The sequence below is a fragment of the Acidithiobacillus sp. genome (genome assembly GCF_023255755.1).
GTDB lineage: Bacteria > Pseudomonadota > Gammaproteobacteria > Acidithiobacillales > Acidithiobacillaceae > Acidithiobacillus.
The window spans coordinates 3,409-26,470 of record NZ_JAGDVS010000184.1 but is presented as its reverse complement, the minus strand read 5'-3'; the positions used below and the strand labels follow the sequence as shown (position 1 = coordinate 26,470).

Sequence of the window (23,062 nt, the reverse complement as noted above, 5' to 3'; positions counted from 1 at the left end):
CCAAAGCCACAGCAGTCATACCAGGTGGAGTAGTCGATAACTTGGGCACCCAGGGCCTGGGCCATGGAGGTGCCGACCGCTGTGCGATTGCCACCGAGCACGCTGTTGTCGTAAATGGCGTCTTCCGCCACCATCTTGTAGTAGTGACAAGCAGCGTGGGTGGTCACGCGGATGTTACTCATGTCGATGGTCTGCAATTCACTGGCGATGCGGTTGCGCATAACGTGCAACCATTCACTGTAATGGACGACCTCTTCGGGGATGACAATCTTGCCGTCGACCAGACGACCGAGCTTGCCCAGGATCTTTTTGACCTTTTCGCGCAGTTCAGCCGACTCGATCAGGTACTTGCGGATTTCCTTGTAGTTACCGAAGGAGGTGCCGCAGTGCACCAAGGGAAAGAAGTGGCCATTCTCAAAGCCGTGCTGCTTGCCGGAGACGTACGCCTGATGGAAGTTGCGCAGGAAAACGGCGGCGAGGGATTCGACATTGCCGATGCCGGAGCCGTGGTAGTTCCAGGCGGTGCAGGAGGTCTGGTCGGTTTCGTCGAGGTAGTCGACGCCCAGATTGTTCATAAACCAAATCAGACTGGTGGGGTAACCGGGGATGTTGCCGCACTGACCACAGCTTTTGTGATGCCAGAGGTTGTTGGTAGGAACACGTTTTTTCCAGCCATACAAAGTATCCACTTCAATGGGCTTGTGGTCATCGTTGATGCGGTGGACGATGATCTCGCCTTCTTTCTCCAGTTCCCACATGTGATCACGGATGTCGTCCATCCGCTCGCCCAGGTCCATCGTGCGCCGGTCAACATGGCTGCGCACCCAGGCCGTGGCCGCTTCGGCCTCGTTCGCCGAAAGATTCGTGTCCTGAAAAAAAGCACCGTGACCCGCTACGCCTTGCTGCGTGCTGTTGTCGCTCATGATTGACTCCTCAGTCCTTATCGCTCTGGCTCTCAAGCCAGTCTTCGTAATCTTCGCGCTTCTCGTCAATGAAGTCCTCAATCACGTCGAAGAGATTTTCGTCCATGGTTTCCAAGGACTTGAGCACGCCCGTCATTTCCCAGATGGTGTACATCTCTACAGAGGTCTTCAGCGACACTTCCCACGCCGTTTCCACAGTCTGCAAGGTGCGCACCGGAATCGCTTTACGCAGGATCCGCAGATCGCCTTCTACCTTCTGGATATTGGGGCCCCAGTCGGGAAAGTGATCGGGCTGAATCATATCGGGAGAAAGCTGGTTGCCGGTGGTGATCAGCTTGAGCATGACGCGACCGAAGGGCCGCAACACATCTTTCGCCGACTGCATGCCATGACGAATAGACACTTCGCGCAGAATCATGACCAGGCCGCCAGGGGAGTTCTTGAAAGGACAACGTGCCGCGCAGGTCATGCACTGTGCACAGGCCCAGATTTTTTCCTGCATCGCATCATAGATCTGCTCGATATTTTCAGTCCACAATAACTGAACAATCTCGCGTGGACTGTAATCATAGAACTGCGCAGACGGGCAGGTAGCCGTACAAATGCCACAATTCAAACAGCCATTGAGTTCGTGGTCATAACGAAAATCCGCGCGGACTTCGTCAAACATCTCTTTCATCTCAGCGTAAGTCGCCATTTACTCGCTCCTCGCTAGCAATTAATACGTCATACCTGTTGACCCGCAGTGCAGATCGACAGTTCACATAAAGAGCGTAATATCAGACTCTCCGGCAAACTCAAAGAACGAGGCAGCGCCACCAAGTTCAATGCCGTCAATGAAATCAGCCGTATCAAACTCGAAAAGATCAACGGTCATTTGACAGGCGATCATCCGTACTTCTGCTTCGACACAGAGTTCGCGCAGTTCTTCAAGACTGGCGACACCCTTAGCCTTCATTTTGCTCTTCATCATGGAAGTGGCCATTCCTTCCATACCCGGAAGCACCATCATCAGCGTCGGCATCGGTATCGGCATGGGCATTGCGGGATTCCCGAGCGGGCTCACGCGCAGATGGCTCAAATCCTTCTTCAACAACTGCAAGCCGTAGAAGGTGAAGAATATCTCGACCCCATAGCCGAGCGCCGCTGCGGTAGATGCCAGAATGAAGGGCGGATAGCCCCAATCCAGCGTGCCTTTCGTGGCGATAATTGCTAACTTTTTCTCGTCCATTATTTCGTACTCCCGGCCGGGTTTCTGCACCCAACCTCGATAAATTTAGGCTTTCTGGATGAAGAAGATAAACTCCCCAGCGGCTTCTGCGTGTTCCAGCAGAGGATTTTTCGTCTGCTTGGCAAACGCCTCGAAGTCCTTCACGGCGCCCGGATCGGTAGCAACGATCTTCAAGACCTGCCCAGAGGTCAGTTCACCAAGCGCCTTTTTGGTGCGGAGAATCGGCAACGGGCAATTCAGTCCGCGGGCGTCGAGTACTTTGTCTTCTTGTACCATGGGTTAACCTCCTCGGTTATGATGTCTGAAAAACTACTTGCAAGACTCTATCAGGAACAACATGAACAGCAAGGCAAATATTTTGATTTGATGATTAAGCACCCATATTTTAGAATATCCTTATTAACTGGGCAACTGCACAATGGGAAAGCCTCGATTGGCCCAGGCGGATATTCCACCCCGTAAATTAAGCACTTGGCCGAAGCCTTGTGCAGCCGCGAAAGCCGCTGCCTGTGCCGAGCGCCCACCGCTCAGGCAATAAAAAACGATCATTTGCGATTTATCCATCTGCTGCACAGACATGGGAAGCAGATGCAAGGGCAGGTGTTTGGCACCATCAATGACCCCCCGCGCCACTTCGCCGGACGATCGCACATCAATCAAGGTAAACGCATCCCCGCGTTCCGTTAAGGCCTTGAGCTGATCTGCGGTGATTTCTTGAAAACCGTACATGCATCACTCACTTACATGAAAGAAAAATTAGTTAATCAGTCTACACGATGCGCCGAGCGGCGTGTAGACCAGATACCAGAAACATCAAACGCCCCAAGGGTTAACCCCCAAGCCGCATCATGAAGACTCGCGCGGAACGACTTGGGTCATTTACAAAGTGGTGCCGATCCGGCTTATCGCGCCAGATACCCTGGATAATGGCCTCTGCGATCTGCCCATCACTATTCGACCCCCGGACGAGGTGTAAAAGCTCCAATCCGCTATCCTGACCCAGACAATACACCAAGCGCCCCGTCGCGGTGAGGCGTACCCGGTTACAGGTTGCACAAAAATCGTCGCTGATAGGAGTAATAAAGCCCACCTGGGAGCGTACTGCAGGAAGCTGATAAAGGCGTGCCGGGCCATTATCTGCGGGCTTGGTCACAGGTTGCAGCGGACCAAATTGCTGCTCGATGACCTGCTGTGCTTCCGCGGCGCTCAAAAATTGCCTCTCCTGGGCGATCGCCCCAGCCTCGCCCAGGGGCATGGTCTCAATAAAGCGTATGTCGATGCCGCGCTGCATCGCATACTCCACCAGCGCGGGCAGGCTATTTCCGTTATCCTGGCGAAGCAGAACGACATTGAGCTTAATCCGAGGAATTTCCGCAAGAATAGCTGCTTCGACACCCTCCAGAACCCGGTGCAAGTCACCGCCCCGGGTCACCCGTGTAAAGACTTCAGGATCAAGGCTGTCAAGGCTGATGTTCAGGTTATTGACACCCATACGCCGCAGGGCGGCGGCGCGGCGCCCTAGCAGTAATCCGTTGGTGCTGATACTGATCTTGCCCACACCGTGGCGACGTGCGGAACCGACGAGGGAAAGAATCTGCGGATGAATGAGTGGTTCGCCACCCGTAAAACGTATGTGGCGGACGCCGAGCCCGCTGAAAATGCGAATCAGGCGATCATATTCTTCTACCTGAAGATGATCTTCCCGCGCGAAGAAAGGGGTCCCTTCTTCTGGAGAGCAGTAGCTACAACGAAAATTGCAGTGCTCAGTGACTGAAATGCGCAGATAGGTGACATGCCGGCCGAACTGATCCGCTAATGCGGTCTCTCGTATCGGTTCTGCAAATAACCCTTGCGGCATGTCTGCTACTCCTTGGGAACCTTACCCGAAAATCTATACTAGACCTCTTTTGAGATCGCGCTCAACACTGCTGACGGCCATGATAGAGATTAACCACATGCTGCGCCTCGACAAAAAATAGCCAGCGCTCTACACCGATTCCGAAGATGACCGACAGAACGGCAATCCAGGCGAAGGCCGACTGTCCGGTGGCAATACTGATCACCAATGCGGCAATAGGAATGACAAAGGCGAAGATATACATCACGACCTTGACACTCCGCGCTTTAGCCGTCGGCAAGGTATGTCCGAACTCTTCCGTCAGGAAGGTTCCAAAGGTATGTCCCTGTTCCAGAATGCGCACGGTAGAACGATTGAAACCGATAGCGGTACGTATGGTCGGGCCACCTGGACGACCGATCCAGAAATAATAAATCCCCTTCATGACGGCGGACGCTGCCAACAGGGCCAGGGCGATACCCACCAGCGTGTCCGCTGGAGCGCCCATGATAATCCGCTCTGCAGCCAATACTGTGGCGCCGGTAGCCAAGCCCATGGCGTAAAAGTTGGCGGGGACCAGCGCTGTATTCCACTGACGAATCGTACGCAACACGGCGTAAATCATGCCTTGGCAGAAAACGGTAACCAGCCCGATGACGCCCGCCAGATTCACCAGAATCAACCCGACAGCGTCGTGGGTCCCACCAGTGAAGAACACCCAGATCAAATACAGTGCCGCAAACGGATAGTAGAGCACCGCAAAAACACCCTCGCGCGCCAGCCAAGAGGTACGCCAGCGGGTGAAGGCCCGCCAGGCATTTTTAGGGTTAGCCAAGTGGGCGGTAGACGACAACATGCCGATACTGACAAAGACGAGGGAGAGGATCACCGCGATCATGGTTTGCAACGGGCTAAGCCCCCTGTCGATCTGGAAATCATTGACGATGGCCGTGAGGGCCATGATGCCAAAACCACCGCCGGAGAACAGGGTCAGGAATATAACTGCGAGAGCCGGATGCATGGGGTCTCCTTAACGCTCAACGACACGATTGACCCACTCCTTTACCTTGCGAACAACCTTTTTCTTGAGCTCTTCGGTCGGGATGGGGGCGTGGACACGGGGGGGCAAATAGTGATTTGTGGGGTTGTAGTTGAGTTCGGGCATGAGCTGGTAGCCGCCCCGGTCGCGTACCGCACGGCTTACCGGGCTTTCCGGATCGTCAACATCACCGAACATACGGGCGTGCGCCGGGCAGGTCAGTACGCAGGCCGGCTGCCGCTCTTCTTCCGGAATCTCCATGTCGTAAATGCGGTCGATGCAGAGCGTGCATTTCTTCATGGTGCCGGAGACGCGATCCAGTTCGCGGGCACCATAAGGACAGGCCCAGGAACAGTAGTTGCAGCCCATACACTTATTCTGATCGACCAGTACGATGCCGTCTTCAGCGCGCTTGTAAGAGGCTCCGGTCGGACACACGGTCACGCATTCAGCGTTCTCACAGTGCATGCAGGACATGGGAAAGTTAATGGTTTTGTTGTAGGGATAGTCGCCCACCTCATAGTGACGGATGCGGTTGAACCACACGCCCGAAGGCTTGGCGCCGTAGGGGTCGTAGTCCGTCAGTGGCGCCGTTGTACCGCTGGTATTCCATTCCTTACAGGCCACCGCGCAGGCATGGCAGCCTACGCAGGTATCCAGATCAATGACCAAACCGAGTCTCATAACATTCTCCTTGGCATGTCAGGATTTCAGATTGACAGGCTTGTGGGTGTGATAACGCAGCACGTCAGGCGCAGGGATGTCTCCGGGTAGAGGCCTCATGGTCGGGAATATTGGCCAAGTGCCCTCTTCTCCAGGTGCTGCCGGGTAGATCTTGACCATCAGGTCATACCAGGCCGCCTGACCGGTGATCGGATCGGAGTTGGTCAGACGCCGTTCACCCTGCTTGGCCGGCAATAGCTCCGAAATCAGATGGTTCATCAGGAAGCCGCGGGTTGCTTCGGCGGCATCGGGCTTCAATCCCCAGGCACCCGACTGCTTGCCAATGGCATTCCAAGTCCACACCGTATCTTCCTGACAACCTTCGATGAGTTTGACCTGCACGCGAATTTTACCGTTGTGACTCTCTACCCAAACCCAGCTTTTGTCCTCGATACCCATCTGCAGGCCGCGCTGGCGGTTCATATACAAATAGTTCTGAGCGATGATCTGACGCAGCCAGGCATTCTGGCTGTCCCAGGAGTGATACATCATCATCGGCCGCTGGTTGACGGCGTAGAAGGGGTATTCCTTTTTGTCGATACGCTGCTGCTCTAAAGGCTCATAGAAATCGGGCAGCGGATCGAAGTAGGTTGCCAGGCGTTCACGATCAACCGGGTCCTTGGGCTGCGGCCCATCGTAAAGTCCTTGTCCCGCCAAACGGAAGCGCTGGAAAGTCTCAGAATACAATTCGATAACAATAGGATCGGCCGTCGGATTGAAACCAATACGCTGCGCCAGCTCCAGATAATCCTTGTTGGCAAAGCGGTAAAAAGCCATGGATTCCGGCAGGTGATACTTGAAGAACCCTTGATTTTCGATATACCGATCCCACTGGTTAGGGTTCGGCTCGCCACGCAGATGGCTATTACCATCCGCGCCACGCCAACCCGCCAGGAAGCCGATACCGGGCGCCCGCTCATAGTTAATGATGAAGTCTTTATAGCCCGTAAACCGGGGCTCTCCATTCTCTTTGGTGAATGCCGGAAACTTGAGACGACCGGCGATATCCACCATCACCTCCTGCCAGGGCCGCACGTTACGGTCGGGTTGGAGAATGGGGTGACGAATGGAGTCACAAATCGCGTCCGGTTCCGAAATAGGGCGATCAAGTAGAGAAATAGCATCGTAGCGCTCCAGATAGGTCGTATCAGGCAGAATCAGATCGCCGAAATTGACCATTTCGGAATGGAAGGCATCCACGACCACGAGGAAGGGGATCTTGTATTCGCCGTCGTCGTCCTTCGATTTAAGCATCTCCTGCACGTTAGCCGTGTTCATGGTGGAGTTCCAGCTCATGTTGGCCATGAAGAAAATCAGCGTGTCGATGGCGTAGGGATCTTTGTTGACCGCGTTGGTGATCACCATGTGCATCAGGCCATGATTGGCGATCGGTGCCTCCCAGGAATAGGCCTTATCGATACGTTTGGGCTGACCGTTTTCGTCGATGACCAAGTCCTCCGGTGCCGTGGGAAAACCCAGCGGCAGGGACTTGAGCGGCGTATTCGGTGCGCTGTGCTGCGCGGGCTTATTGGGCGGCGGCACGGGCTTGGGATAGGGCGCTTTGGAGCGGAAGCCACCGGGGCAGTCGATTGTGCCCAGTAAAACCTGGAGCAGGTGGATAGCGCGGGCCGACTGCATACCGTTAGAGTGGGCAGAGATACCACGCATGGCATGCATGGACACCGGGCGCCCGATAAACTTGTCGTGCTTGCGGCCCGCCCAGTCGGTCCACTCCACTTCGATTTCGATGCTCTCCTTGAAGGCCACATGGGCCATTTCCAGTGCCAGACGTTCAATAGTTTCGGCAGGAATCCCGGTGATCTTGCTGGCATTTCTGGGCGAGAACTGATCGTCCAGATAACGCTCAGTGAGCACGGACATGACGGTGCGCACGGGTCTCCCGTCTGGCGCGGTATATTCGCCAAAGAGGGCGCCACTGGAACCGGCCTCCATACCATTGGCAAAGGCCTCTTTTTTGAGATCCCAAATCATGGGATGCCCTTCGGCATCACGCAGAATCAGTCCGTCACCCTTCTTGCCGGGGGTATTCACCACGAGGAAGGGCGCGTTGGTGTAGCGCAGGAGAAAGTCCCAGTCGAACTGTTCGTTCTGCAAAAGTACGTGCACCATGGAGAGTGCCAGCAGTCCGTCAGTGCCCGGCTTGATAGGCACCCATTCGTCCGCAATAGCCTGATATCCGGTGCGCGCCGGATTGATGCCGACAAATTTACCGCCGTGACGCTTGAGCTTCTCTAGCCCGATCTTCATAGGGTTGGAAGAATGGTCTTCAGCAACACCCCAGAGCATGAAATATTTGGTCCGATCCCAGTCCGGGTCACCGAATTCCCAGAAGGCATGCCCCAGCATATACAGACCGGCAGTGGCCATGTTCACCGAGCAGAAACCGCCATGGGCAGACCAGTTGAGTGTGCCGAACTGCTGCGCCCAGAGGCCGGTAAGTGCTTGCATCTGGTCACGGCCGGTAAAGAAGGCCAGCTTATTCGGGTCCGTGGCGCGAATGTGGGCGAGACGCTGGGTCAGAGTATCGATGGCCTCATCCCAGGAGATTTCTTCAAACTCGCCGGCGCCACGCTCGGTACCCGGCTTACGCCGCAGCGGATTACGCAGCTTCCCAGGAGAATACTGCTTCATGATCCCGGCGGAACCCTTTGCACAGAGGACGCCCTGATTGATCGGGTGGTTGCGATTGCCCTGGATAAATCGTACTTTATTGTCCTCTACCGTGACCTTGATGCCACAACGGCAGGCACACATGTAGCAAGTCGTGTATTTAATTTCCTGCGTGCTATGGTCTTCAAATTCCATGACGGTAGCCATCTTGTACCTCGCGTCTGCATGCCCCAAATTGGGGATATCCCGTTATCCCCGAGATGGTGGCGGAGCATGCCTGATAAAGCAAGTCAGCGTTTTTGATTTTGTAATAAGTAGCCCTTATTTGCTTTATACCCGGCACGGTGATTAGTTTAACGGCGCTTAACCCAAGGAGATTCACTCATGATTCGCAATGATTTCAAGGAACATTCGCGCATTACCATCACCTGGAAGGATAAGGAAGGTAAGCTGCGGCCCGGCAATTTCTACGTCTACGCCCTTCTCAAGGATGCCATGATCGTGCGCGCCACGGACAAAGACGGCCTGCTGCGTAAACTTTCCTTCGCCGACGTACTGCGCGTGGTGAAGTTTCAGGATGTGGCACCGCAGGATCGCTACATGATCCCCGATGAGATCCTGAAAGAGGCGAACTGGAAGGATCGGGATGTAATGGTGCGTTACAGCTCTTCACCGAACCGCGGTAAGTAGGTATCAGGCGGAAGGCGGACAGGACGCCCGGTCTCTCACCCAGAGGCCTGTCTTGCCGCCGCCTTTCCGTAAAAGGCGGGTGTTTTGTAATAGCATCCCGCGATCTATGGCTTTGCACATGTCGTAAATAGTGAGCAAACCCACGGAAACCGCAGTGAGCGCTTCCATCTCGACACCTGTCTGCCCGGCGCAGCGCACTTCGGCGCGACAAACAATCCGCGCCGGATCATGAGCAGGAGTCAATTCGACCTCGACGCCGGTGAGGAGCAAGGGATGTGCCAAAGGGATCAGCTCCCATGTTCTTTTGGTGGCCTGAATGGCTGCGATGCGTGCCACACCCAGAACATCACCTTTCCCCATTCGTCCAGACTCGATGCGTTCCAGTGTAGAATCCGCCATAATGATTTCACCTGCCGCCAGCGCAACACGCGTCGTCACTGCCTTCTTACCGACATCGACCATGTGGGCTTCACCTAGCACATTAAAATGATTGAGGGTATTGGGATTCGACATGGATATGGCACTCCTTTTGCGAGAGACTACGGAACACGCACCATTCAGGACGCCGCTATGACCTTTCCCAAACGGTTTTGGCTGTGGACGATTCTCTGTTTTTTCAGCATCTCTGCGCAAGCCGATCCACGTTTTCTGCCTCCCGAAATCCCGCGATCTATAACCCGTTACAGGTAACCGGCATACCTTCGCAGTGGCCAGTGCCGGTTTTTTGTCCCCCTGGTGCTAATCGTCGCCGCCTGGCCGGGCAGCCACAGGCAGTTGAGGCATTTCTCAGAACGGATGCTGTAGCCATTTATCCACAGACTTCATAGCTTTGGTCTCGGCCATTCCTCATGCTAGACTGCTCTTTGCACACGGCTTGTGGTGGATGCAGTAAGTTTCTGCCCCTTCAAAGCGGCTCCCTCCATTTTCAGCAAGGCTTTTAACTTGATGATATTCAAACGCATTCTTGGAATTTTCTCCACCGATCTCGCCGTAGACCTGGGCACTGCCAACACCCTGATTTACGTGCGCGGCAAGGGTATTGTGCTGTCTGAACCGTCCGTGGTAGCCATCCACACCGGGCGGCATGGGGCTACCAGCCGACGGATGCATGTCGGGGAGGAAGCCAAACGTATGCTGGGCCGCACACCGGCCAACATTACGGCTATCCGACCACTGAAAGACGGTGTGATTGCCGATTTCCAGATTACCGAGGCCATGCTCAAGCACTTTATCAAACGCGTGCACCATCAACGCTTCCTGAGCCCAAGCCCGCGGATTATCGTCTGTGTACCCTATGGTGCAACGCAAGTGGAGCGGCGCGCTATCCGCGAGTCGGCGATGAGCGCGGGCGCACGCGAAGTACACCTGATTGAAGAGCCCATGGCGGCCGCCATCGGGGCCGGGATGCCCGTTGCGGAGCCTACCGGTTCCATGGTGGTGGATATTGGCGGCGGCACCACCGAAGTCGGTGTCATCGCGCTGGGCGGGGTAGTCTACTCCCAGAGCGTGCGTGTCGGTGGTGACAAAATGGATGAAGCGATCGTCAACTACATTCGTCGCAATTACGGCATGCTGATTGGTGAGACTACCGCCGAAGAGATCAAGAAGAGGGTAGGCTGCGCCTATCCCGGTCAGGAAGTGCTCAGCATGGAAGTACGCGGACGCAATCTTGCTGAAGGCGTTCCTCGGACTTTTACAATTACCAGCAATGAAATTCTTGAAGCCCTTCAGGAGCCATTAGGTGCAATTGTCGGCGCCATCAAACTGGCCCTGGAGCAGACGCCTCCCGAACTCGCTGGCGATATCGCTGAACGAGGCATGGTGTTGACCGGCGGTGGCGCCCTCCTCCGCGATCTGGATCGCCTGATCATGGAGGAAACGGCACTACCGGTCATCGTTGCGGAGGACCCGTTAACCTGCGTGGCGCGGGGCAGCGGTCGGGCGCTCGAAGAACTGGAGTTGCTGGGTGAGGTATTTGCCGACGATTAAGCTTAACAGCTTCTCCTGAGCTACCATGCCTGCATTGTTTTTCCCCCGCCGCTACCCGCCGCTCCTTCGCGTAGCGGTACTGGTTTTATTGACCGTGTTTGTTTCGGTGTTCAGCGAAAAACATCCCAACATGGAAAGCGTTTCTCTGACCATGGCTTATCCTGTGCAGTGGATCAGTATGCAGGGAACCAGCTTCTGGCAGCAGGCTGACAACTACCTGCAAAGCCGTGCTGAGCTAGAGTCCGAAAATATCAGACTACACGCTGAACTCGTCGGTGTCGAACCCAAACTATTAGAAGCGGATATCCTGCGTAACGAAAACCGTCAGCTTCTTGCGTTACTCGATAGCATCCCCCAGCCGCCCGGGAAAGTGGCCGTCGCGCAGGTTATCGCGCAGAACTTTTCACCCAGTAGCCAGTTGTTAATCGTCAACATGGGGGCGCGCGCGGGAGTATTTGTCGGACAGCCGGTTCTTGCCGCAGGGGGAGTGGCGGGCCAGGTAGTCGGTGTTTCGCCTATGAGCAGTCAGGTGGCTCTGCTTTCTGACCTGGACAGCAGCATTCCCGTACAGCCCGCAGACTCAGACACCCCCTTGCTGGTAGACGGCAGGGGAAATATTGACAGCCTTGCGGTACCCTTTCAACCGCGCAACACCGCCCTGAAGGTCGGCGATAGACTGGTCACCTCTGGCTTAGGTGGGCGCTACCCGCCGGGACTGAATGTCGGCACGATTTCTGCGATCGTCCGTAATGGTGACCACTCCTTTGCACAGATTATGGTACAACCGGCCGTTCGTCTGGGACAACTGAGCACGGTGCTTATGCTCTGGGATACCCTATCCTCGCGGCCCGCGGCAACGCCATGATCGCCATCGCGCTCATTCTCGGCTTTTTATTCGCACTTACAGCAGAAACCATCCCCTGCGGTCCGCTTTATGCGTTACTCCATCCTGATTTTGTTGCTCTGCTGCTGCTCTACTGGGCGATCAGCAGCAGCTCTGAACTAAGCTTCACCATCGTCTGGCTGATCGGTCTGCTTCAGGATATGGTACTCGGGGATGTGCTGGGAGCTCAGGCTATCGCTGGGGTTATTATGATTTATCTGCTCTACACTGGCCTTGGCAGAGTCCGCGGCCTGTCGTCCTGGGAGCAGTTGTTCTTTATATTTCTATTATTGCTAATGCAGCGTTTGCTGGTCTGGTTGTGGCAGGCTTGGGCAGGTGCCATCACCTGGCATTTTTCTCTACTCTTGGGACCCTTGATCGGCGCCCTGCTGTGGCCACTTTTTACGCTGGCGCTCGATTATCTGCGTCACGCATTACGCCCGCGACATATATGAACGCATTACAGCCCGCCCAGGAGCATCGGCTATTCGTCGGCCGGCTTCTCGTCGTGGCGGGATTGATCGCTCTGCTTACGACCATAGTAGCTATACAGGTATTCAGGCTGCAGGTCTGGGACCACGACCACTACGCCACCCAATCCACCCATAACATTATTGCCTTGCTGCCGATCGCCCCCCTGCGCGGCCGTATTCTCGATCGACGTGGGCAGGTACTCGCTGATGACCGGACCAGCTTCGCACTTGCGATCACGCCAAACAAGGCCATCCATTTGGTCGAAACCATCCACCGCCTGCAGAAGATATTACCCATCAATGCGGAGGATCAGAAACGTTTCAACCATGATCTGGCGCATGCGCATCCCTATCAACCCGTCCTCCTTCGTCGCGATCTCAATCCTGATGAGCTGGCAGCATTTGCCGTGCAGCGCCATCAATTTCCGGGGGTGGAAATACAGACTCGGATTAAACGCCACTATCCCTATGGTTCGCTCTTCGCCCATGTATTGGGCTATGTGGGCCGCCTGACGCCTGCGGAAATCAGTGAAAACCAGACCGCGGACTACGCCGGGCTGGATAGCATCGGCAAAAACGGTCTGGAAGCGCAGTATGAAGCACTGCTGAAAGGCCAACCCGGCAATCAGGAGGTAGAAGTCGATGCCCGCGGACGCACATTACACTCCCGGTTGTGCAACTCGGCCCAGCAGGGAACGACGCTCCATACGACTCTGGATCTCGCCGTACAGCAGGCTGCCGCCCGGGCCATGGCCGGGCAGCAAGGCGCCGTAGTAGCACTGGATCCGCAGAATGGTGGTGTACTCGCCGCTTATTCGGCACCCGCGTTCGATCCGAATGCTTTCGTCGATGGCCTGAGCACCGCCGTATGGACCAGACTTCGGGACGATCCGGGCACGCCCATGACCAACCGGTTCCTGCGGGGCAGCTATCCTCCGGGCTCTACCATCAAGCCTTTTGTGGCACTCAACGCCCTGCATGACAAGGCCGTCACCGATGATCAGCGGCTCGCTGGCGGCGCTTACTACCAGATCCCCGGCACTAAGCACAAGTATTACGACTGGAAGCCCGGTGGTCATGGTGCGGAAAATCTGCGCGAAGCTATTCGTGATTCCAATGACGTATATTTCTACCAAATCGCCATGCGCCTCGGCGTCACCCAGCTCGGCAACGGTCTCGCTCATTTTGGCTTCGGTCAGCGCAGTGGAGTGGATTTACCCGGGGAATCCACGGGTGTAGTCCCCTCCCCGGACTGGCTGCGCCAGCGCTACGGCCAGACGTGGTATCAAGGACAGACAGTAATGATGGGAATAGGACAGGGTTACCTGCTGAGTACCCCACTCCAGTTGGCACGTGCCACTGCCAGTATCGCTAACGGTGGCCGACTGGTAACACCTCATGTGGAACAATCGCCCGACAGCGTGACGCAAGCCCTGGATTTTTCGCCAGACGACATTGCCGTTATTCAGGATGCGATGCGTGATGCCGTGACTTCCGGTACCGGCAAATCGCTGGCCAATGATTTCCATACCATTGCTGGCAAAACCGGCACAGCTCAGATACACCATGCGCAGCGTAATGACTCTGGTCGAGTCCTGCATAATACGAACCAACTTTGGCAGGATCACGCACTTTTTATCGCCTATGCGCCTACCGACCATCCGCGCATCGCGGTGGCGGTAGTTGTCGAACATGGTGGCCACGGAGGCCGTACTGCCGGCCCCGTTGCCAGAGCGGTAATCGACGCCTACCTCAATACGGTGACAGCGTCGGAGATCAACCCATGAACTGGCGCATTCGCCTGCTGCGGCCGCTGCGGAAACTGGATCCGGCGCTCATGACGGGTATCGTGATACTCATGCTCATCAGCCTCGCGGTGCTATATAGCGGCAGCCAGGAAAGTATCCGCGTGGTGCTTGCTCAGCTTTTGCGATTCGCTGTCGGCATCGTCGTGCTGGTAATCGTCGCAAATACGCCACCTGAGCGCATTCGCGCCTGGGCACCCGCCTTGTACGCCATAGGTATTATCCTGCTCGCCATCACCCTCGTGGCGGGCAAAACCAGTCTTGGCGCACGCCGCTGGCTGGGAGTCGGGCCGTTGACCTTTCAGCCCTCGGAACTGATGAAGCTCGCCCTGCCCCTGTTCCTCGCCTATTATTATTCTCAACAGGAAAACGTCCGCCACTGGCTTTCTGCTATCGCGGGATTTGTGCTCATTGCCATCCCCTTTTTGCTCATCGCCAAGGAACCAGACCTCGGCACAGCCGCACAAATTGGCGCTGCCGGGGTCTTCATGATGTGGCTGGCGGGGGTGCGCCGCCGCTGGTTTGTCGGGCTCGTCATTCTGGTCGCGGTCAGCGGGCCGGTACTCTGGCATTTTCTGCACGGATACCAAAAAGAGCGCATCCTGACTTTCCTGGATCCCCAACGCGACCCCCTCGGTGCGGGATACCATATCATTCAGAGCATGATCGCCGTAGGTTCTGGTGGATTTTGGGGAAAGGGCTGGTTCAACGGAACCCAGGTTAACCTCGATTTCCTGCCAGAAGCCCAAACCGACTTCGTTTTTGCGGGATTTGCCGAGGAGTTTGGCCTGGTCGGAGTCATTGTCCTCATCTCCACCTACCTGCTCATTGTCTTGCGCGGCCTGGTAATCGCCTATGAGAGCCGAGATTCCTTCGGTCGCCTCATTGCCGGCACCCTGAGCCTGACTTTCTTCCTTTATATTTTCATCAATATGGGTATGACCACAGGGATCCTTCCCGTGGTAGGAGTGCCTCTGCCACTGATAAGCTATGGCGGAACAGCTATGCTGACCTTTATGGTCGGGCTGGGTATCCTGATGTCGGTCCACGCCCATCCGCGCACACATGAATAATGCGATTTCTCCCCAAAAAAGCGCTGGGTGTTGGATGCTGCCTTCCGCTCCCGGGCATGGCTTTCTGCCGGGGCATCGCTATAATTCCAGACCTACCCAAAACCATTCCAAATTCCGATCAGCGCTCACCACTGAGGCCCCTCATGATTGTCCGTACTACCCTGATCACCAGAATGCTCGTCTTGTTCGTCGGCTTGTGTCTCGCACCCTGGGCGCTTGCCGCAACCCCGATGCCCATGCTGCCCACACCACCTGCACCGGCCTTGCCAGCCATCGTCAGCTATGTGCTGATGGACTACGATACCGGACAGATCATCGCGGCTAAAAGTGAAAACCTGCGCCGCGCGCCGGCCAGCCTCACCAAGCTGATGACGGCCTATCTGACCTATCAGGCTATTCAGAGCGGCACCCTGACTCCTAAGGAAAACGTCCCTATCTCCAATACGGCCTGGAAGACAGGGGGCTCCAGTATGTTTGTCCAGCCCAATGATCCGGCAAATGTCGATCAATTGCTGCATGGATTGCTGATTGATTCAGGGAACGATGCGGCGGTAACGCTTGCCGAAGCGGTGGGGGGCAGTCAGTCGGGCTTTGTCACACTGATGAACGATATGGCTCTGCGCCTCAATCTGCACAATACCCATTACAGCAATGTCGATGGCCTGCCAGACAACAATCTCTATACGACCGCGCTGGATGTCGCCAAACTGTCGCACGCCTTCATTCAACAGTTCCCACAAGTGATCCAGATCACCAGGGAAAAGTCTTATACCTACAATGGTATTACCCAGCGGAGCTGGAACCCGGTGCTTTTCCGTGACCCCACGGTGGATGGCCTGAAAACCGGTCTGACCGATGCCTCCGGCTATTGTATCGATGCCACCGCCACCCGGAATGGCCGCCGCCTGATTGCCGTTGTTCTCGGCGGGCCGAGCTGGGCCGGCAGCACCAATGCCGTCGAAGCCCTGCTGGATTATGGATACCGCTTTTTCGTTAACCATTCGGTTTATACTGCCGGGGAAAAAGTCAGCGAGATCACCCGCAGCGATTTATCGCCCATGCATATCCCTGTGGGCGTCGAACAGATCGTAAACATTACCGTTCCGAAAGGACATTTTTCCGAGCTACAACGCGTGGTGGAGATTGCACCCAATCTCCAGGCTCCGCTGAAGAAAGGTGCGGTCGTCGGGCGGCTCGTATTCCTGCTGGATGGCAAAGCACTGAAGTCCGTGCCTGTTGTTGCCCAGACTTCTGTGGAGAAGGCGGGCTGGATAGCGCAGATCTTCCACAAGATCAGCAGCGCGCTATAAGCAAAATGCCGAAGCTATGGCAGGTCTTCACCTCAGGCGGAGGAAGACTTACCATGATACTCGACGCCATGAATTGGTCCTGTCCGACGATGACACGAGGGGGTTACGAAACGCTATGGAAACCGAAAAAAATCCAGCAGAAGACTTTCCACACCTGCACCATGTCAAAGCCATTGGTCAGCACACTGATCTGCTCGCGGCGGTGCGGGCGGCAATCGCGCCTCATGCGGCGGATTTGCCGGACACGGCCTTCTCTTGCCGACCCAGCAGCCAGGGGCAATATCAGGCCGTCACGGTTTCCCTGGAGGTCAGCAGCCATGAGCACCTCCTCGCTATTTATACATCCGTCAAAGAGATCGACGGCGTGATCCTCTGCTTATGAATACACCGCTACTCGTTCGCTGCTGGCCGGGCCTACTCCCTTACTTTACAGTGCTGGACGCCATGCGCGAATTCACGGCACAGCGAGACGCCGATACCCCGGACCAGATATGGCTTCTCCAGCATCCCCCGGTCTTTACCCTCGGACGCAATGCCGACGCGGTTGACGTTCTCGACCCCGGCCCTATTCCGGTTATTCGCAGTGATCGCGGTGGTAAAGTCACCTATCATGGACCCGGACAATGGGTAGTCTATTTGCTCATTGATCTACCCCGTATGGGAATCAACGTCCGCAGCTTAACCACCGCCATGGAACAAGCCGTCATTCGTCTGCTCCGGCAACATGGCGTGAGCGCTCATGCGCGTCGCGATGCTCCCGGAGTCTATGTGGGCGATGCCAAAATCGCCTCCCTGGGCCTGCGTATTCAGCGCGGTCGCAGTTACCACGGCCTCAGCCTCAACACGGAGATGGATCTGAGCCCCTTCCAGCGTATTCATCCTTGTGGCATGGTCAATCTCGCTGTCACTCAGGTGCACGACCTCTGTCCGAACTGGCCAAGCCACGATGTTGCCGAAACCCTGATGGCGGAATTGGCTATCAGCCTGGATCGCCCCTTAAGAAAAGGAGGGGCCTGACATGGACCCCCAACACCAGTCTAAAAAAGCCGAGCGCGGTGCCGAAAAGACCGCACGCAACCCCATACCCATCATTCCGGTAAAGTCCGAACGCCAGCCCAAGCCCCAGTGGTTGCGGGTACGATCACCATTGTCCCCAGAGGTAGACAGGCTCAAAAAGATCCTGCGTACAGCGGGCCTCCACACGGTCTGTGAAGAAGCCTCCTGCCCCAACCTGGGAGAATGCTTCGGCGGTGGGACGGCGACCTTCATGATCCTGGGAGACGTTTGTACCCGTCGCTGCCCCTTCTGTGACGTGGCGCATGGCCGTCCGCAAGTACCCGATCCTCTGGAACCTGTCCACCTTGCCCAGACCGTGGCAAGTATGAAACTACGCTTTGTCGTCATTACCTCCGTAGACCGTGATGATCTCCGCGATGGCGGCGCCCAGCACTTTGCCCAGGTCATCTCAGCGTTGCGTGAACGTTGTCCGGAACTGCACATAGAAATCCTCGTACCGGATTTTCGCGGTCGGGCAGAGAGGGCCTTGGCAGCACTCCAGGAGACACCGCCAGACGTCTTCAATCATAATCTGGAAACCGTACCGCGCCTGTATTTACAGGCCAGGCCCGGTGCGGATTACCGTCACTCGCTGCAACTACTCACTGCCTTTAAGGCACAGCATCCTCATGTCCCCACAAAATCCGGGCTGATGCTTGGTCTGGGCGAGGAACTCGATGAAATCCGCGCAGTGATGCGAGATCTGCGGCAGGCGGGATGCGAGCTACTCACCCTCGGGCAGTATCTGGCACCCTCCCGCCATCATCTGCCGGTCGCGCGATTCGTTCTGCCAGAGGAATTTCGGCAGTTACAGCAAGATGGCATGGCTATGGGATTCCGCCACGTTGCCAGCGGGCCACTGGTACGATCTTCCTACCATGCCGAGCGCAGTTTCCATGAAATGGGCGGGGACTGAGCGGAGCCAGGGTTATGCTGTTGCGCTACACCACTACATTGACCCTGGCCTCAGCACTGCTGCAGCCACCGGGTGTCTTGTTCATCCTCGCCGCTATCGGTTGGCTGGCAGAAATTGTGGGGTGGCGCTATTTCGGCCGGGTGCTCATTCTGCTCGCGCTGGGCACCCTCTATTTTTTCTCTACTGCGGTAGGAGCGCGACTTCTCCTGTTGCCCTTAGAAGATCGCTATCCGCCACTGGTGCAACCGCTACGTGGTGCCGATGTTCCCCAGGCGATTGTCGTGTTAGGGGGCGGGGAGGTCATGCAATCCCCAGAGTCGGACCAGGAAACAGCGAATGCACGTACCCTCGTGCGCCTGATGGCGGCAGCGCAACTGGCCAAACGAACTGGGCTCCCCTTAATTCCCAGTGGTGGCGCTCCGCGACTAGGCGCCCCGCCCGAGGCGGTCACCATGGAGTCCATCCTGCGCCAGGATCTGAGCGTACAAAGCCCCATCTGGCCGGAAACCCAGTCCTACAATACGGCCGCCAACGCGACAGACAGCGCAGCATTGCTGGCCCGGCACAATGTCCACCAGGCATACCTAGTGACTTCCGCGCTGCATATGCCACGGGCGGCCGCCTGGTTCCGCCACGCTGACGTGAAAGTGATCCCCGTTCCCACCGATTACCGTCTGGATCGGGTGAGTGGACTCCGGCTGGAGAGCTGGCTGCCGCGAGCCATCTACCTGGAAATCAGCAGCGAGGCAAGTCACGAGTACCTCGGGCTGTTTTGGCTCTGGATTCAGGAGCAAGGGATCGGGGGCGGTCACTAGTCCCACAGCCCTGAGGAGGGAGCGACTTTTCTACGGCTTCTGATCAGGGAAAGTCACCTGGACATGCAGATGTTCCTGATCGGCGACGCCCGCCAAAGCTAATGGCGGCGGTACCGCAGCGCCATTCGCCGCCGGACCGTAAGGCGCATACGCATAAGGCGTTGCGGGAAGTGCGGCAGCCAGCGTTTCATAACTTGGCGCGTCGACCCCAATGGGGAGTGCCACGGTGTTGTGCTCCGCCACGATACGTCGGACCTTGTCCCAATCGATATCCTGATTGATGCGATTCTGCACCATAAAAGACTTGATCGTCATAACGGCACGCTGCAAATCCGGGATGCCTTTTTGGTGATAGGCATGCATCGGCTTGTATGACTGCAGGTAGATTTGCCCATCACGCACCCCCACAAGGTTGGGCTGATCAATGATCCGCACCGGGGTACCCACCGGAACCATGGGAAAAAGTTGCGCGACATTCTCCGGGAACATCTGGAAACAACCCTGACTGGCCCGCATACCAACCCCCCAGGGATGGTAAGTACCATGGATAAAGATGCCGGAGAGCCCGGTCTCCATCGCCAGCTCCCCCATGGGGTTTTCTGCACCGGGTGGCCAGTACCATGGGATATCCATGTGAAATTTCTTCTCAAACCATGCGTGGATATTTTTGGGAACATTCCATGCGGGCATTTTAAACTTGGCAATAATCTGCGTGGCCGTCAAATGCTCCTTCCAGCCCGGCAAAAAGACACCAACAGGATAGGTGTATACCACCCGGTCATTCGCTGGAAAATAGTATATCCGCCGTGCCGGAATATCTACGACGATACCGGTCCATGGCTTTGGCGGTAAAACATACTCGGCAGGAATAACCACCTTACTGGCCTGGCCGGGGAGCCAGGGATTAACACCAGGGTTGGCCGCCGTCACCTGATTGTAACCCAGGTCATAGAAACGCCCGATATCCAAAAGCGTATCGTCGCTATGAGTGGTTACCGCCTTAAGGGCCCCGACAATATTACCCTGAGCGGGCAAAGCATATACACTGGCGCCTGCTGCCGTCGCAGCATACCCTACGAAAGCTGCAAGAAACCAGATACCTAACTGTTTTCGCATTATTTATTTTCCTGTTTGCGGCACATTGAAAAAGCAAAAAAAAACCATCCACCGCGCGCGCATTGGCAGCGCCCTGCATTACCGTCATAATCATAAAGTAAAAGGAGGCCTGTATGGAATCACCACACCTGATATTTTTGAAAAACGCGGTAGGCAGTAAACCTGCTTCCAGTGCGTTGTTACGCGATGCGCTGCATCGTCTCGATCACATGCTGGCTGATCTGGCTGGCGATCTGCACGTGCCCTATGCTGGCCCCTACGTCGGCCTGAAGCACACGCCGCAACAGCACCAATTATGCGTCGCCGAGCATCAATGGTCAGTGCAGGAGCGCGGCTGGGGTGTCGCAATTTGCACTTGCCATCCCGTTCATGGATGGCGTGCCGAGTGGCGGCTGGCCACGGTGAGTCGGGAACGTCTCCCCCTCATCGTAAACGCTTTGCCTGCATTATTTACGGGTTACGCGGCCACGGCAGGCGCCTCTCCGGCTGCGCAGCGTCCCAGCACAAGGCGCATCCATGAAATTGCCGACCTCTTCGCACATTGACAGCACCATTAAAACGCCTATCTACAGGGCTAACAGCGACAAAGAAGCAAAGCCACGTTCATCCTGAAGCGAGATTCCTGCATGGAATTGCCCCTCGGCAGTCTGATTATTATAGCTTTCCTCGTGGCCTTGGTCGTCTTGACCGGGCTGTGGAAGGTATTGCGCAGACAGAAGCTCCTCAAGGCCGCGGGCACGTTGCGCAATGCCCGCGGGAGCAGGGGAAGTCCGACACAAGCAGTCCCAGCTATTAAAACCGGTCCAGCCAACGCCACGCCGGAAATAACTTCCTCTATGCAGGTCAATGAAACCAGCATTCTCGACGAGGTGGAGATTTATCTTTCCTATGGCCACCTGGAACAGGCGGCCACGTCCCTGAGCTGGTACGTGGATCACAACCCCGATAACATTCAGCAGATGCGTCGGCTCCTCTCGATCTATCGTGAAATTCCTGATATTGATCACTTCGCTGAACTTTTAGAAAAACTCAATGATTCGCGTGCCATCCCTGGCGCAGAGGCCCAGGATCTCGTTTTGGAAGGGCTGAAACTGGATCCACAAAACCTGCAACTGCGGGTAACCGCAGAGAATTTAGGGGTGAACGGCGCGCAGATTGCCGCGGTCATCACCCACGCTACCCATGCACCACAATCAGCGGCATCCTCCTCACTCATGGGTGCACAGAAGGAGCTAGAGCAAGCCATCGTCAATCCGGAGCCGCTGGATCTGTCTGGATTCGTTGCAAAGACAGAGCAGTTATCGGGCGGGGATTTAAAGAACAGCTCTGTGGGCACAGGTGCCATACTGCTGACCGGGTCCGATGACATCACGCCGCTGGATGAGGAGGAATACGAGGTAGTGGCCGGACTGATTTCGCCCCTCGTTGCCGCACGCCATTTGCTGACGTGTCGCCAATATCCTGAGGCCGAGCGTCTGTTACGCCGTAACATTATTCTCGATCCCCGCAAACTCATCCTCCAGGTCACCCTTTTGGAGATGCTTTACGTCCAGCGGCGATGCGCGCCCTACGCTGAATCCCTCCTTCAGCTCTATATTACCTTGTGGGGTGCAGGTAGCGCTTTGCGAACGCGATTGCTGCACCGCGGCCAGCGATTGGGTAAGCATGACCTGTGGACCCTCCTTGCCGAGAGTGACGGAGAAGAGCATGTTCTCGCCGGGCTGGCCGAGCAGTACGGGCTTTACCTGCCCATCACTGCCATACCACTGAGCAATCCTCCGCTGGTAACGGAAGAAATCCGCCGCGATCATCAGATCACTCCGAAGGGCGGTGAGGACAGCATTATCGAGGAATTCAACCTGCTTCTGGAGTATGGGCAGGTAGATGAAGCCGTAGATCTTCTGGAGAAGGCCACATTAGCTCAACCGGACCATAGCATTTATTATGGGCCGCTCCTTGAAATGTACGAACGGATGGACGCCCGCGAGCGCTTTTCCCAATTCATCAAATCGATTCTTACAACAGATACGCAGCCCAATGAAGATATCATGCGCCAAATGTTCGGCCTGGCTGAACGCCTCCAGCGCTACCCGCAACGACAGATCATTTAGGATTTGATCATGACGAAAAACCCCTCTAATAGCGATAGTATCCTCGTTCGCAGCATCGGGATGGATGCACGCAAAGAAGCCGTCTTCCGTATGGCCTTCAAAATGTTTACCCGGCGCCATTATCAACTGCTGGATCTCGGTGATACGCAAGCATCTGCAGTGACCATTATTGATGTGGATGGTGCAGAGGGTATGGCTATTGCTCATCGATTGCATGGGGAACAACCGGAACAACGTATCCTCCTGACGAGCGTTTTCCCGCAAGCCGATAGTATGTTCCCGGTTTTGCAGAAACCCATACGTATGGAAACCCTGTTTCCAGCACTGGAGCTGTTACTGAATAGTGGCCCCGCTCTCGGAAAACCAGCAGGCAGGAGCAGCGCTACGGTCATGCCCATCCGGCCCGAGGTCGCGATCCCCGCGCTATCCACACCCCCTGCC

General features: G+C 56.0%; 24 protein-coding genes and 1 pseudogene. 14 read left to right on the top strand and 11 right to left on the bottom strand.

Translation table 11 applies throughout. From position 1 onward, the window contains the following. From Q0C48_RS13020 to Q0C48_RS12980, 9 genes are all read right to left on the bottom strand, one after another. A partial coding sequence (locus tag Q0C48_RS13020; RefSeq protein ID WP_291525037.1) for a heterodisulfide reductase subunit B occupies positions 1 to 923 on the bottom strand: 923 nt, incomplete at its 3' end. 10 nt (positions 924 to 933) lie between these two features. Continuing rightward, positions 934 to 1,620 (bottom strand): 4Fe-4S dicluster domain-containing protein, encoded by a 687-nt coding sequence (locus tag Q0C48_RS13015; RefSeq protein WP_291525035.1) that lies wholly within the window; start codon positions 1,618 to 1,620, stop codon positions 934 to 936. A gap of 63 nt (positions 1,621 to 1,683) precedes the next feature. Continuing rightward, positions 1,684 to 2,154: a DsrE/DsrF/DrsH-like family protein gene (locus Q0C48_RS13010; protein WP_009562304.1), complete on the bottom strand. Its 471-nt coding sequence runs from the start codon at positions 2,152 to 2,154 to the stop codon at positions 1,684 to 1,686. Positions 2,155 to 2,199: 45 nt separating this feature from the next. Next, complete coding sequence (locus Q0C48_RS13005) at positions 2,200 to 2,430, bottom strand: sulfurtransferase TusA family protein (RefSeq protein WP_014029822.1); 231 nt, start codon at positions 2,428 to 2,430, stop codon at positions 2,200 to 2,202. A 123-nt stretch (positions 2,431 to 2,553) separates the two neighbouring features. After that, positions 2,554 to 2,883, bottom strand: coding sequence for a rhodanese-like domain-containing protein (locus Q0C48_RS13000; protein ID WP_291525030.1), 330 nt, complete (start codon positions 2,881 to 2,883; stop codon positions 2,554 to 2,556). A gap of 100 nt (positions 2,884 to 2,983) precedes the next feature. Then, positions 2,984 to 4,012, bottom strand: coding sequence for a GTP 3',8-cyclase MoaA (moaA, locus tag Q0C48_RS12995; protein ID WP_291525028.1), 1,029 nt, complete (start codon positions 4,010 to 4,012; stop codon positions 2,984 to 2,986). A gap of 61 nt (positions 4,013 to 4,073) precedes the next feature. Next, positions 4,074 to 5,012: a DmsC/YnfH family molybdoenzyme membrane anchor subunit gene (locus tag Q0C48_RS12990; RefSeq protein WP_291525026.1), complete on the bottom strand. Its 939-nt coding sequence runs from the start codon at positions 5,010 to 5,012 to the stop codon at positions 4,074 to 4,076. A gap of 9 nt (positions 5,013 to 5,021) precedes the next feature. After that, a complete protein-coding gene (locus tag Q0C48_RS12985) occupies positions 5,022 to 5,714 on the bottom strand; it encodes a 4Fe-4S dicluster domain-containing protein (protein ID WP_291525024.1) in 693 nt (230 codons plus the stop codon). An 18-nt stretch (positions 5,715 to 5,732) separates the two neighbouring features. Next, positions 5,733 to 8,591 carry a molybdopterin oxidoreductase family protein gene (locus tag Q0C48_RS12980; protein WP_366937060.1) on the bottom strand — a complete coding sequence of 953 codons (2,859 nt, stop codon included), beginning with the start codon at positions 8,589 to 8,591 and terminating at the stop codon, positions 5,733 to 5,735. Between the two features lie 177 nt (positions 8,592 to 8,768). On the opposite strand from Q0C48_RS12980, the gene Q0C48_RS12975 reads away from it, so the two are divergent. Continuing rightward, positions 8,769 to 9,074 carry a hypothetical protein gene (locus tag Q0C48_RS12975; protein WP_291525020.1) on the top strand — a complete coding sequence of 102 codons (306 nt, stop codon included), beginning with the start codon at positions 8,769 to 8,771 and terminating at the stop codon, positions 9,072 to 9,074. Between the two features lie 3 nt (positions 9,075 to 9,077). On the opposite strand, the gene moaC is transcribed toward Q0C48_RS12975, so the two are convergent. Continuing rightward, on the bottom strand, positions 9,078 to 9,587 hold the full coding sequence (gene moaC / locus Q0C48_RS12970; RefSeq protein WP_291525018.1) for a cyclic pyranopterin monophosphate synthase MoaC: 510 nt from the start codon (positions 9,585 to 9,587) through the stop codon (positions 9,078 to 9,080). Between the two features lie 435 nt (positions 9,588 to 10,022). Between moaC and Q0C48_RS12965 the strand changes: the two genes are divergently transcribed. The 10 genes from Q0C48_RS12965 to Q0C48_RS12920 all read left to right on the top strand — a co-directional run bounded on the left by Q0C48_RS12965 (position 10,023) and on the right by Q0C48_RS12920 (position 19,394). Beyond that, positions 10,023 to 11,063 carry a rod shape-determining protein gene (locus tag Q0C48_RS12965; RefSeq protein ID WP_366937061.1) on the top strand — a complete coding sequence of 347 codons (1,041 nt, stop codon included), beginning with the start codon at positions 10,023 to 10,025 and terminating at the stop codon, positions 11,061 to 11,063. Between the two features lie 25 nt (positions 11,064 to 11,088). After that, the gene (gene mreC / locus Q0C48_RS12960) at positions 11,089 to 11,928 is read left to right on the top strand and encodes a rod shape-determining protein MreC (RefSeq protein WP_291525015.1); all 840 of its coding nucleotides are present in this window, start codon (positions 11,089 to 11,091) and stop codon (positions 11,926 to 11,928) included. Beyond that, positions 11,925 to 12,401 (top strand): rod shape-determining protein MreD, encoded by a 477-nt coding sequence (mreD, locus tag Q0C48_RS12955; RefSeq protein WP_291525014.1) that lies wholly within the window; start codon positions 11,925 to 11,927, stop codon positions 12,399 to 12,401. Before mreC ends, mreD begins: the two co-directional genes overlap by 4 nt. After that, positions 12,398 to 14,206, top strand: coding sequence for a penicillin-binding protein 2 (mrdA, locus tag Q0C48_RS12950; RefSeq protein WP_291525013.1), 1,809 nt, complete (start codon positions 12,398 to 12,400; stop codon positions 14,204 to 14,206). The genes mreD and mrdA overlap by 4 nt, the downstream gene beginning before the upstream one ends. Next, positions 14,203 to 15,297, top strand: a complete 1,095-nt coding sequence (gene rodA, locus Q0C48_RS12945) for a rod shape-determining protein RodA (RefSeq protein ID WP_291525011.1) — start codon at positions 14,203 to 14,205, stop codon at positions 15,295 to 15,297. Before mrdA ends, rodA begins: the two co-directional genes overlap by 4 nt. Positions 15,298 to 15,440: 143 nt before the next feature. After that, positions 15,441 to 16,607, top strand: a complete 1,167-nt coding sequence (locus Q0C48_RS12940; protein ID WP_291525009.1) for a D-alanyl-D-alanine carboxypeptidase family protein — start codon at positions 15,441 to 15,443, stop codon at positions 16,605 to 16,607. Between the two features lie 115 nt (positions 16,608 to 16,722). Next, positions 16,723 to 16,989 (top strand): DUF493 domain-containing protein, encoded by a 267-nt coding sequence (locus Q0C48_RS12935; protein WP_291525008.1) that lies wholly within the window; start codon positions 16,723 to 16,725, stop codon positions 16,987 to 16,989. Then, positions 16,986 to 17,624, top strand: a complete 639-nt coding sequence (gene lipB, locus Q0C48_RS12930; protein WP_291525006.1) for a lipoyl(octanoyl) transferase LipB — start codon at positions 16,986 to 16,988, stop codon at positions 17,622 to 17,624. Before Q0C48_RS12935 ends, lipB begins: the two co-directional genes overlap by 4 nt. 1 nt (position 17,625) lies before the next feature. After that, positions 17,626 to 18,579, top strand: a complete 954-nt coding sequence (gene lipA, locus Q0C48_RS12925; RefSeq protein ID WP_291525004.1) for a lipoyl synthase — start codon at positions 17,626 to 17,628, stop codon at positions 18,577 to 18,579. 14 nt (positions 18,580 to 18,593) lie between these two features. Beyond that, positions 18,594 to 19,394, top strand: coding sequence for a YdcF family protein (locus tag Q0C48_RS12920; RefSeq protein ID WP_291525002.1), 801 nt, complete (start codon positions 18,594 to 18,596; stop codon positions 19,392 to 19,394). A gap of 30 nt (positions 19,395 to 19,424) precedes the next feature. On the opposite strand, the gene Q0C48_RS12915 is transcribed toward Q0C48_RS12920, so the two are convergent. After that, positions 19,425 to 20,510, bottom strand: coding sequence for a L,D-transpeptidase family protein (locus tag Q0C48_RS12915; protein ID WP_291525000.1), 1,086 nt, complete (start codon positions 20,508 to 20,510; stop codon positions 19,425 to 19,427). Positions 20,511 to 20,623: 113 nt separating this feature from the next. Here Q0C48_RS12915 and Q0C48_RS12910 point away from each other — a divergent pair, with 113 nt between their 5' ends. The 3 genes and pseudogenes from Q0C48_RS12910 to Q0C48_RS12900 all read left to right on the top strand — a co-directional run. Then, complete coding sequence (locus Q0C48_RS12910) at positions 20,624 to 21,055, top strand: hypothetical protein (RefSeq protein ID WP_291524998.1); 432 nt, start codon at positions 20,624 to 20,626, stop codon at positions 21,053 to 21,055. A gap of 81 nt (positions 21,056 to 21,136) precedes the next feature. Then, the gene (locus Q0C48_RS12905) at positions 21,137 to 22,621 is read left to right on the top strand and encodes a hypothetical protein (protein WP_291524996.1); all 1,485 of its coding nucleotides are present in this window, start codon (positions 21,137 to 21,139) and stop codon (positions 22,619 to 22,621) included. Between the two features lie 9 nt (positions 22,622 to 22,630). After that, positions 22,631 to 23,062: pseudogene (locus Q0C48_RS12900) on the top strand (response regulator); the annotation flags it as partial.

Excerpts from the sequence above, each read along its gene's own strand:
- Q0C48_RS13000 (WP_291525030.1), bottom strand. The coding sequence starts at position 2,883 with ATGTACGGTTTTCAAGAAATCACCGCAGATCAGCTCAAGGCCTTAACG.
- Q0C48_RS13010 (WP_009562304.1), bottom strand. The coding sequence starts at position 2,154 with ATGGACGAGAAAAAGTTAGCAATTATCGCCACGAAAGGCACGCTGGAT.
- Q0C48_RS12935 (WP_291525008.1), top strand. The coding sequence starts at position 16,723 with ATGGAAACCGAAAAAAATCCAGCAGAAGACTTTCCACACCTGCACCAT.
- Q0C48_RS12985 (WP_291525024.1), bottom strand. The coding sequence starts at position 5,714 with ATGAGACTCGGTTTGGTCATTGATCTGGATACCTGCGTAGGCTGCCAT.
- moaA (WP_291525028.1), bottom strand. The coding sequence starts at position 4,012 with ATGCCGCAAGGGTTATTTGCAGAACCGATACGAGAGACCGCATTAGCG.
- mreC (WP_291525015.1), top strand. The coding sequence starts at position 11,089 with ATGCCTGCATTGTTTTTCCCCCGCCGCTACCCGCCGCTCCTTCGCGTA.
- Q0C48_RS12915 (WP_291525000.1), bottom strand. The coding sequence starts at position 20,510 with ATGCGAAAACAGTTAGGTATCTGGTTTCTTGCAGCTTTCGTAGGGTAT.
- moaC (WP_291525018.1), bottom strand. The coding sequence starts at position 9,587 with ATGTCGAATCCCAATACCCTCAATCATTTTAATGTGCTAGGTGAAGCC.
- Q0C48_RS13005 (WP_014029822.1), bottom strand. The coding sequence starts at position 2,430 with ATGGTACAAGAAGACAAAGTACTCGACGCCCGCGGACTGAATTGCCCG.
- lipB (WP_291525006.1), top strand. The coding sequence starts at position 16,986 with ATGAATACACCGCTACTCGTTCGCTGCTGGCCGGGCCTACTCCCTTAC.
- Q0C48_RS12975 (WP_291525020.1), top strand. The coding sequence starts at position 8,769 with ATGATTCGCAATGATTTCAAGGAACATTCGCGCATTACCATCACCTGG.
- rodA (WP_291525011.1), top strand. The coding sequence starts at position 14,203 with ATGAACTGGCGCATTCGCCTGCTGCGGCCGCTGCGGAAACTGGATCCG.
- Q0C48_RS12910 (WP_291524998.1), top strand. The coding sequence starts at position 20,624 with ATGGAATCACCACACCTGATATTTTTGAAAAACGCGGTAGGCAGTAAA.
- Q0C48_RS12905 (WP_291524996.1), top strand. The coding sequence starts at position 21,137 with ATGGAATTGCCCCTCGGCAGTCTGATTATTATAGCTTTCCTCGTGGCC.
- Q0C48_RS12920 (WP_291525002.1), top strand. The coding sequence starts at position 18,594 with ATGCTGTTGCGCTACACCACTACATTGACCCTGGCCTCAGCACTGCTG.
- mreD (WP_291525014.1), top strand. The coding sequence starts at position 11,925 with ATGATCGCCATCGCGCTCATTCTCGGCTTTTTATTCGCACTTACAGCA.
- Q0C48_RS13015 (WP_291525035.1), bottom strand. The coding sequence starts at position 1,620 with ATGGCGACTTACGCTGAGATGAAAGAGATGTTTGACGAAGTCCGCGCG.
- mrdA (WP_291525013.1), top strand. The coding sequence starts at position 12,398 with ATGAACGCATTACAGCCCGCCCAGGAGCATCGGCTATTCGTCGGCCGG.
- Q0C48_RS12940 (WP_291525009.1), top strand. The coding sequence starts at position 15,441 with ATGATTGTCCGTACTACCCTGATCACCAGAATGCTCGTCTTGTTCGTC.
- Q0C48_RS12980 (WP_366937060.1), bottom strand. The coding sequence starts at position 8,591 with ATGGCTACCGTCATGGAATTTGAAGACCATAGCACGCAGGAAATTAAA.
- Q0C48_RS12990 (WP_291525026.1), bottom strand. The coding sequence starts at position 5,012 with ATGCATCCGGCTCTCGCAGTTATATTCCTGACCCTGTTCTCCGGCGGT.
- lipA (WP_291525004.1), top strand. The coding sequence starts at position 17,626 with ATGGACCCCCAACACCAGTCTAAAAAAGCCGAGCGCGGTGCCGAAAAG.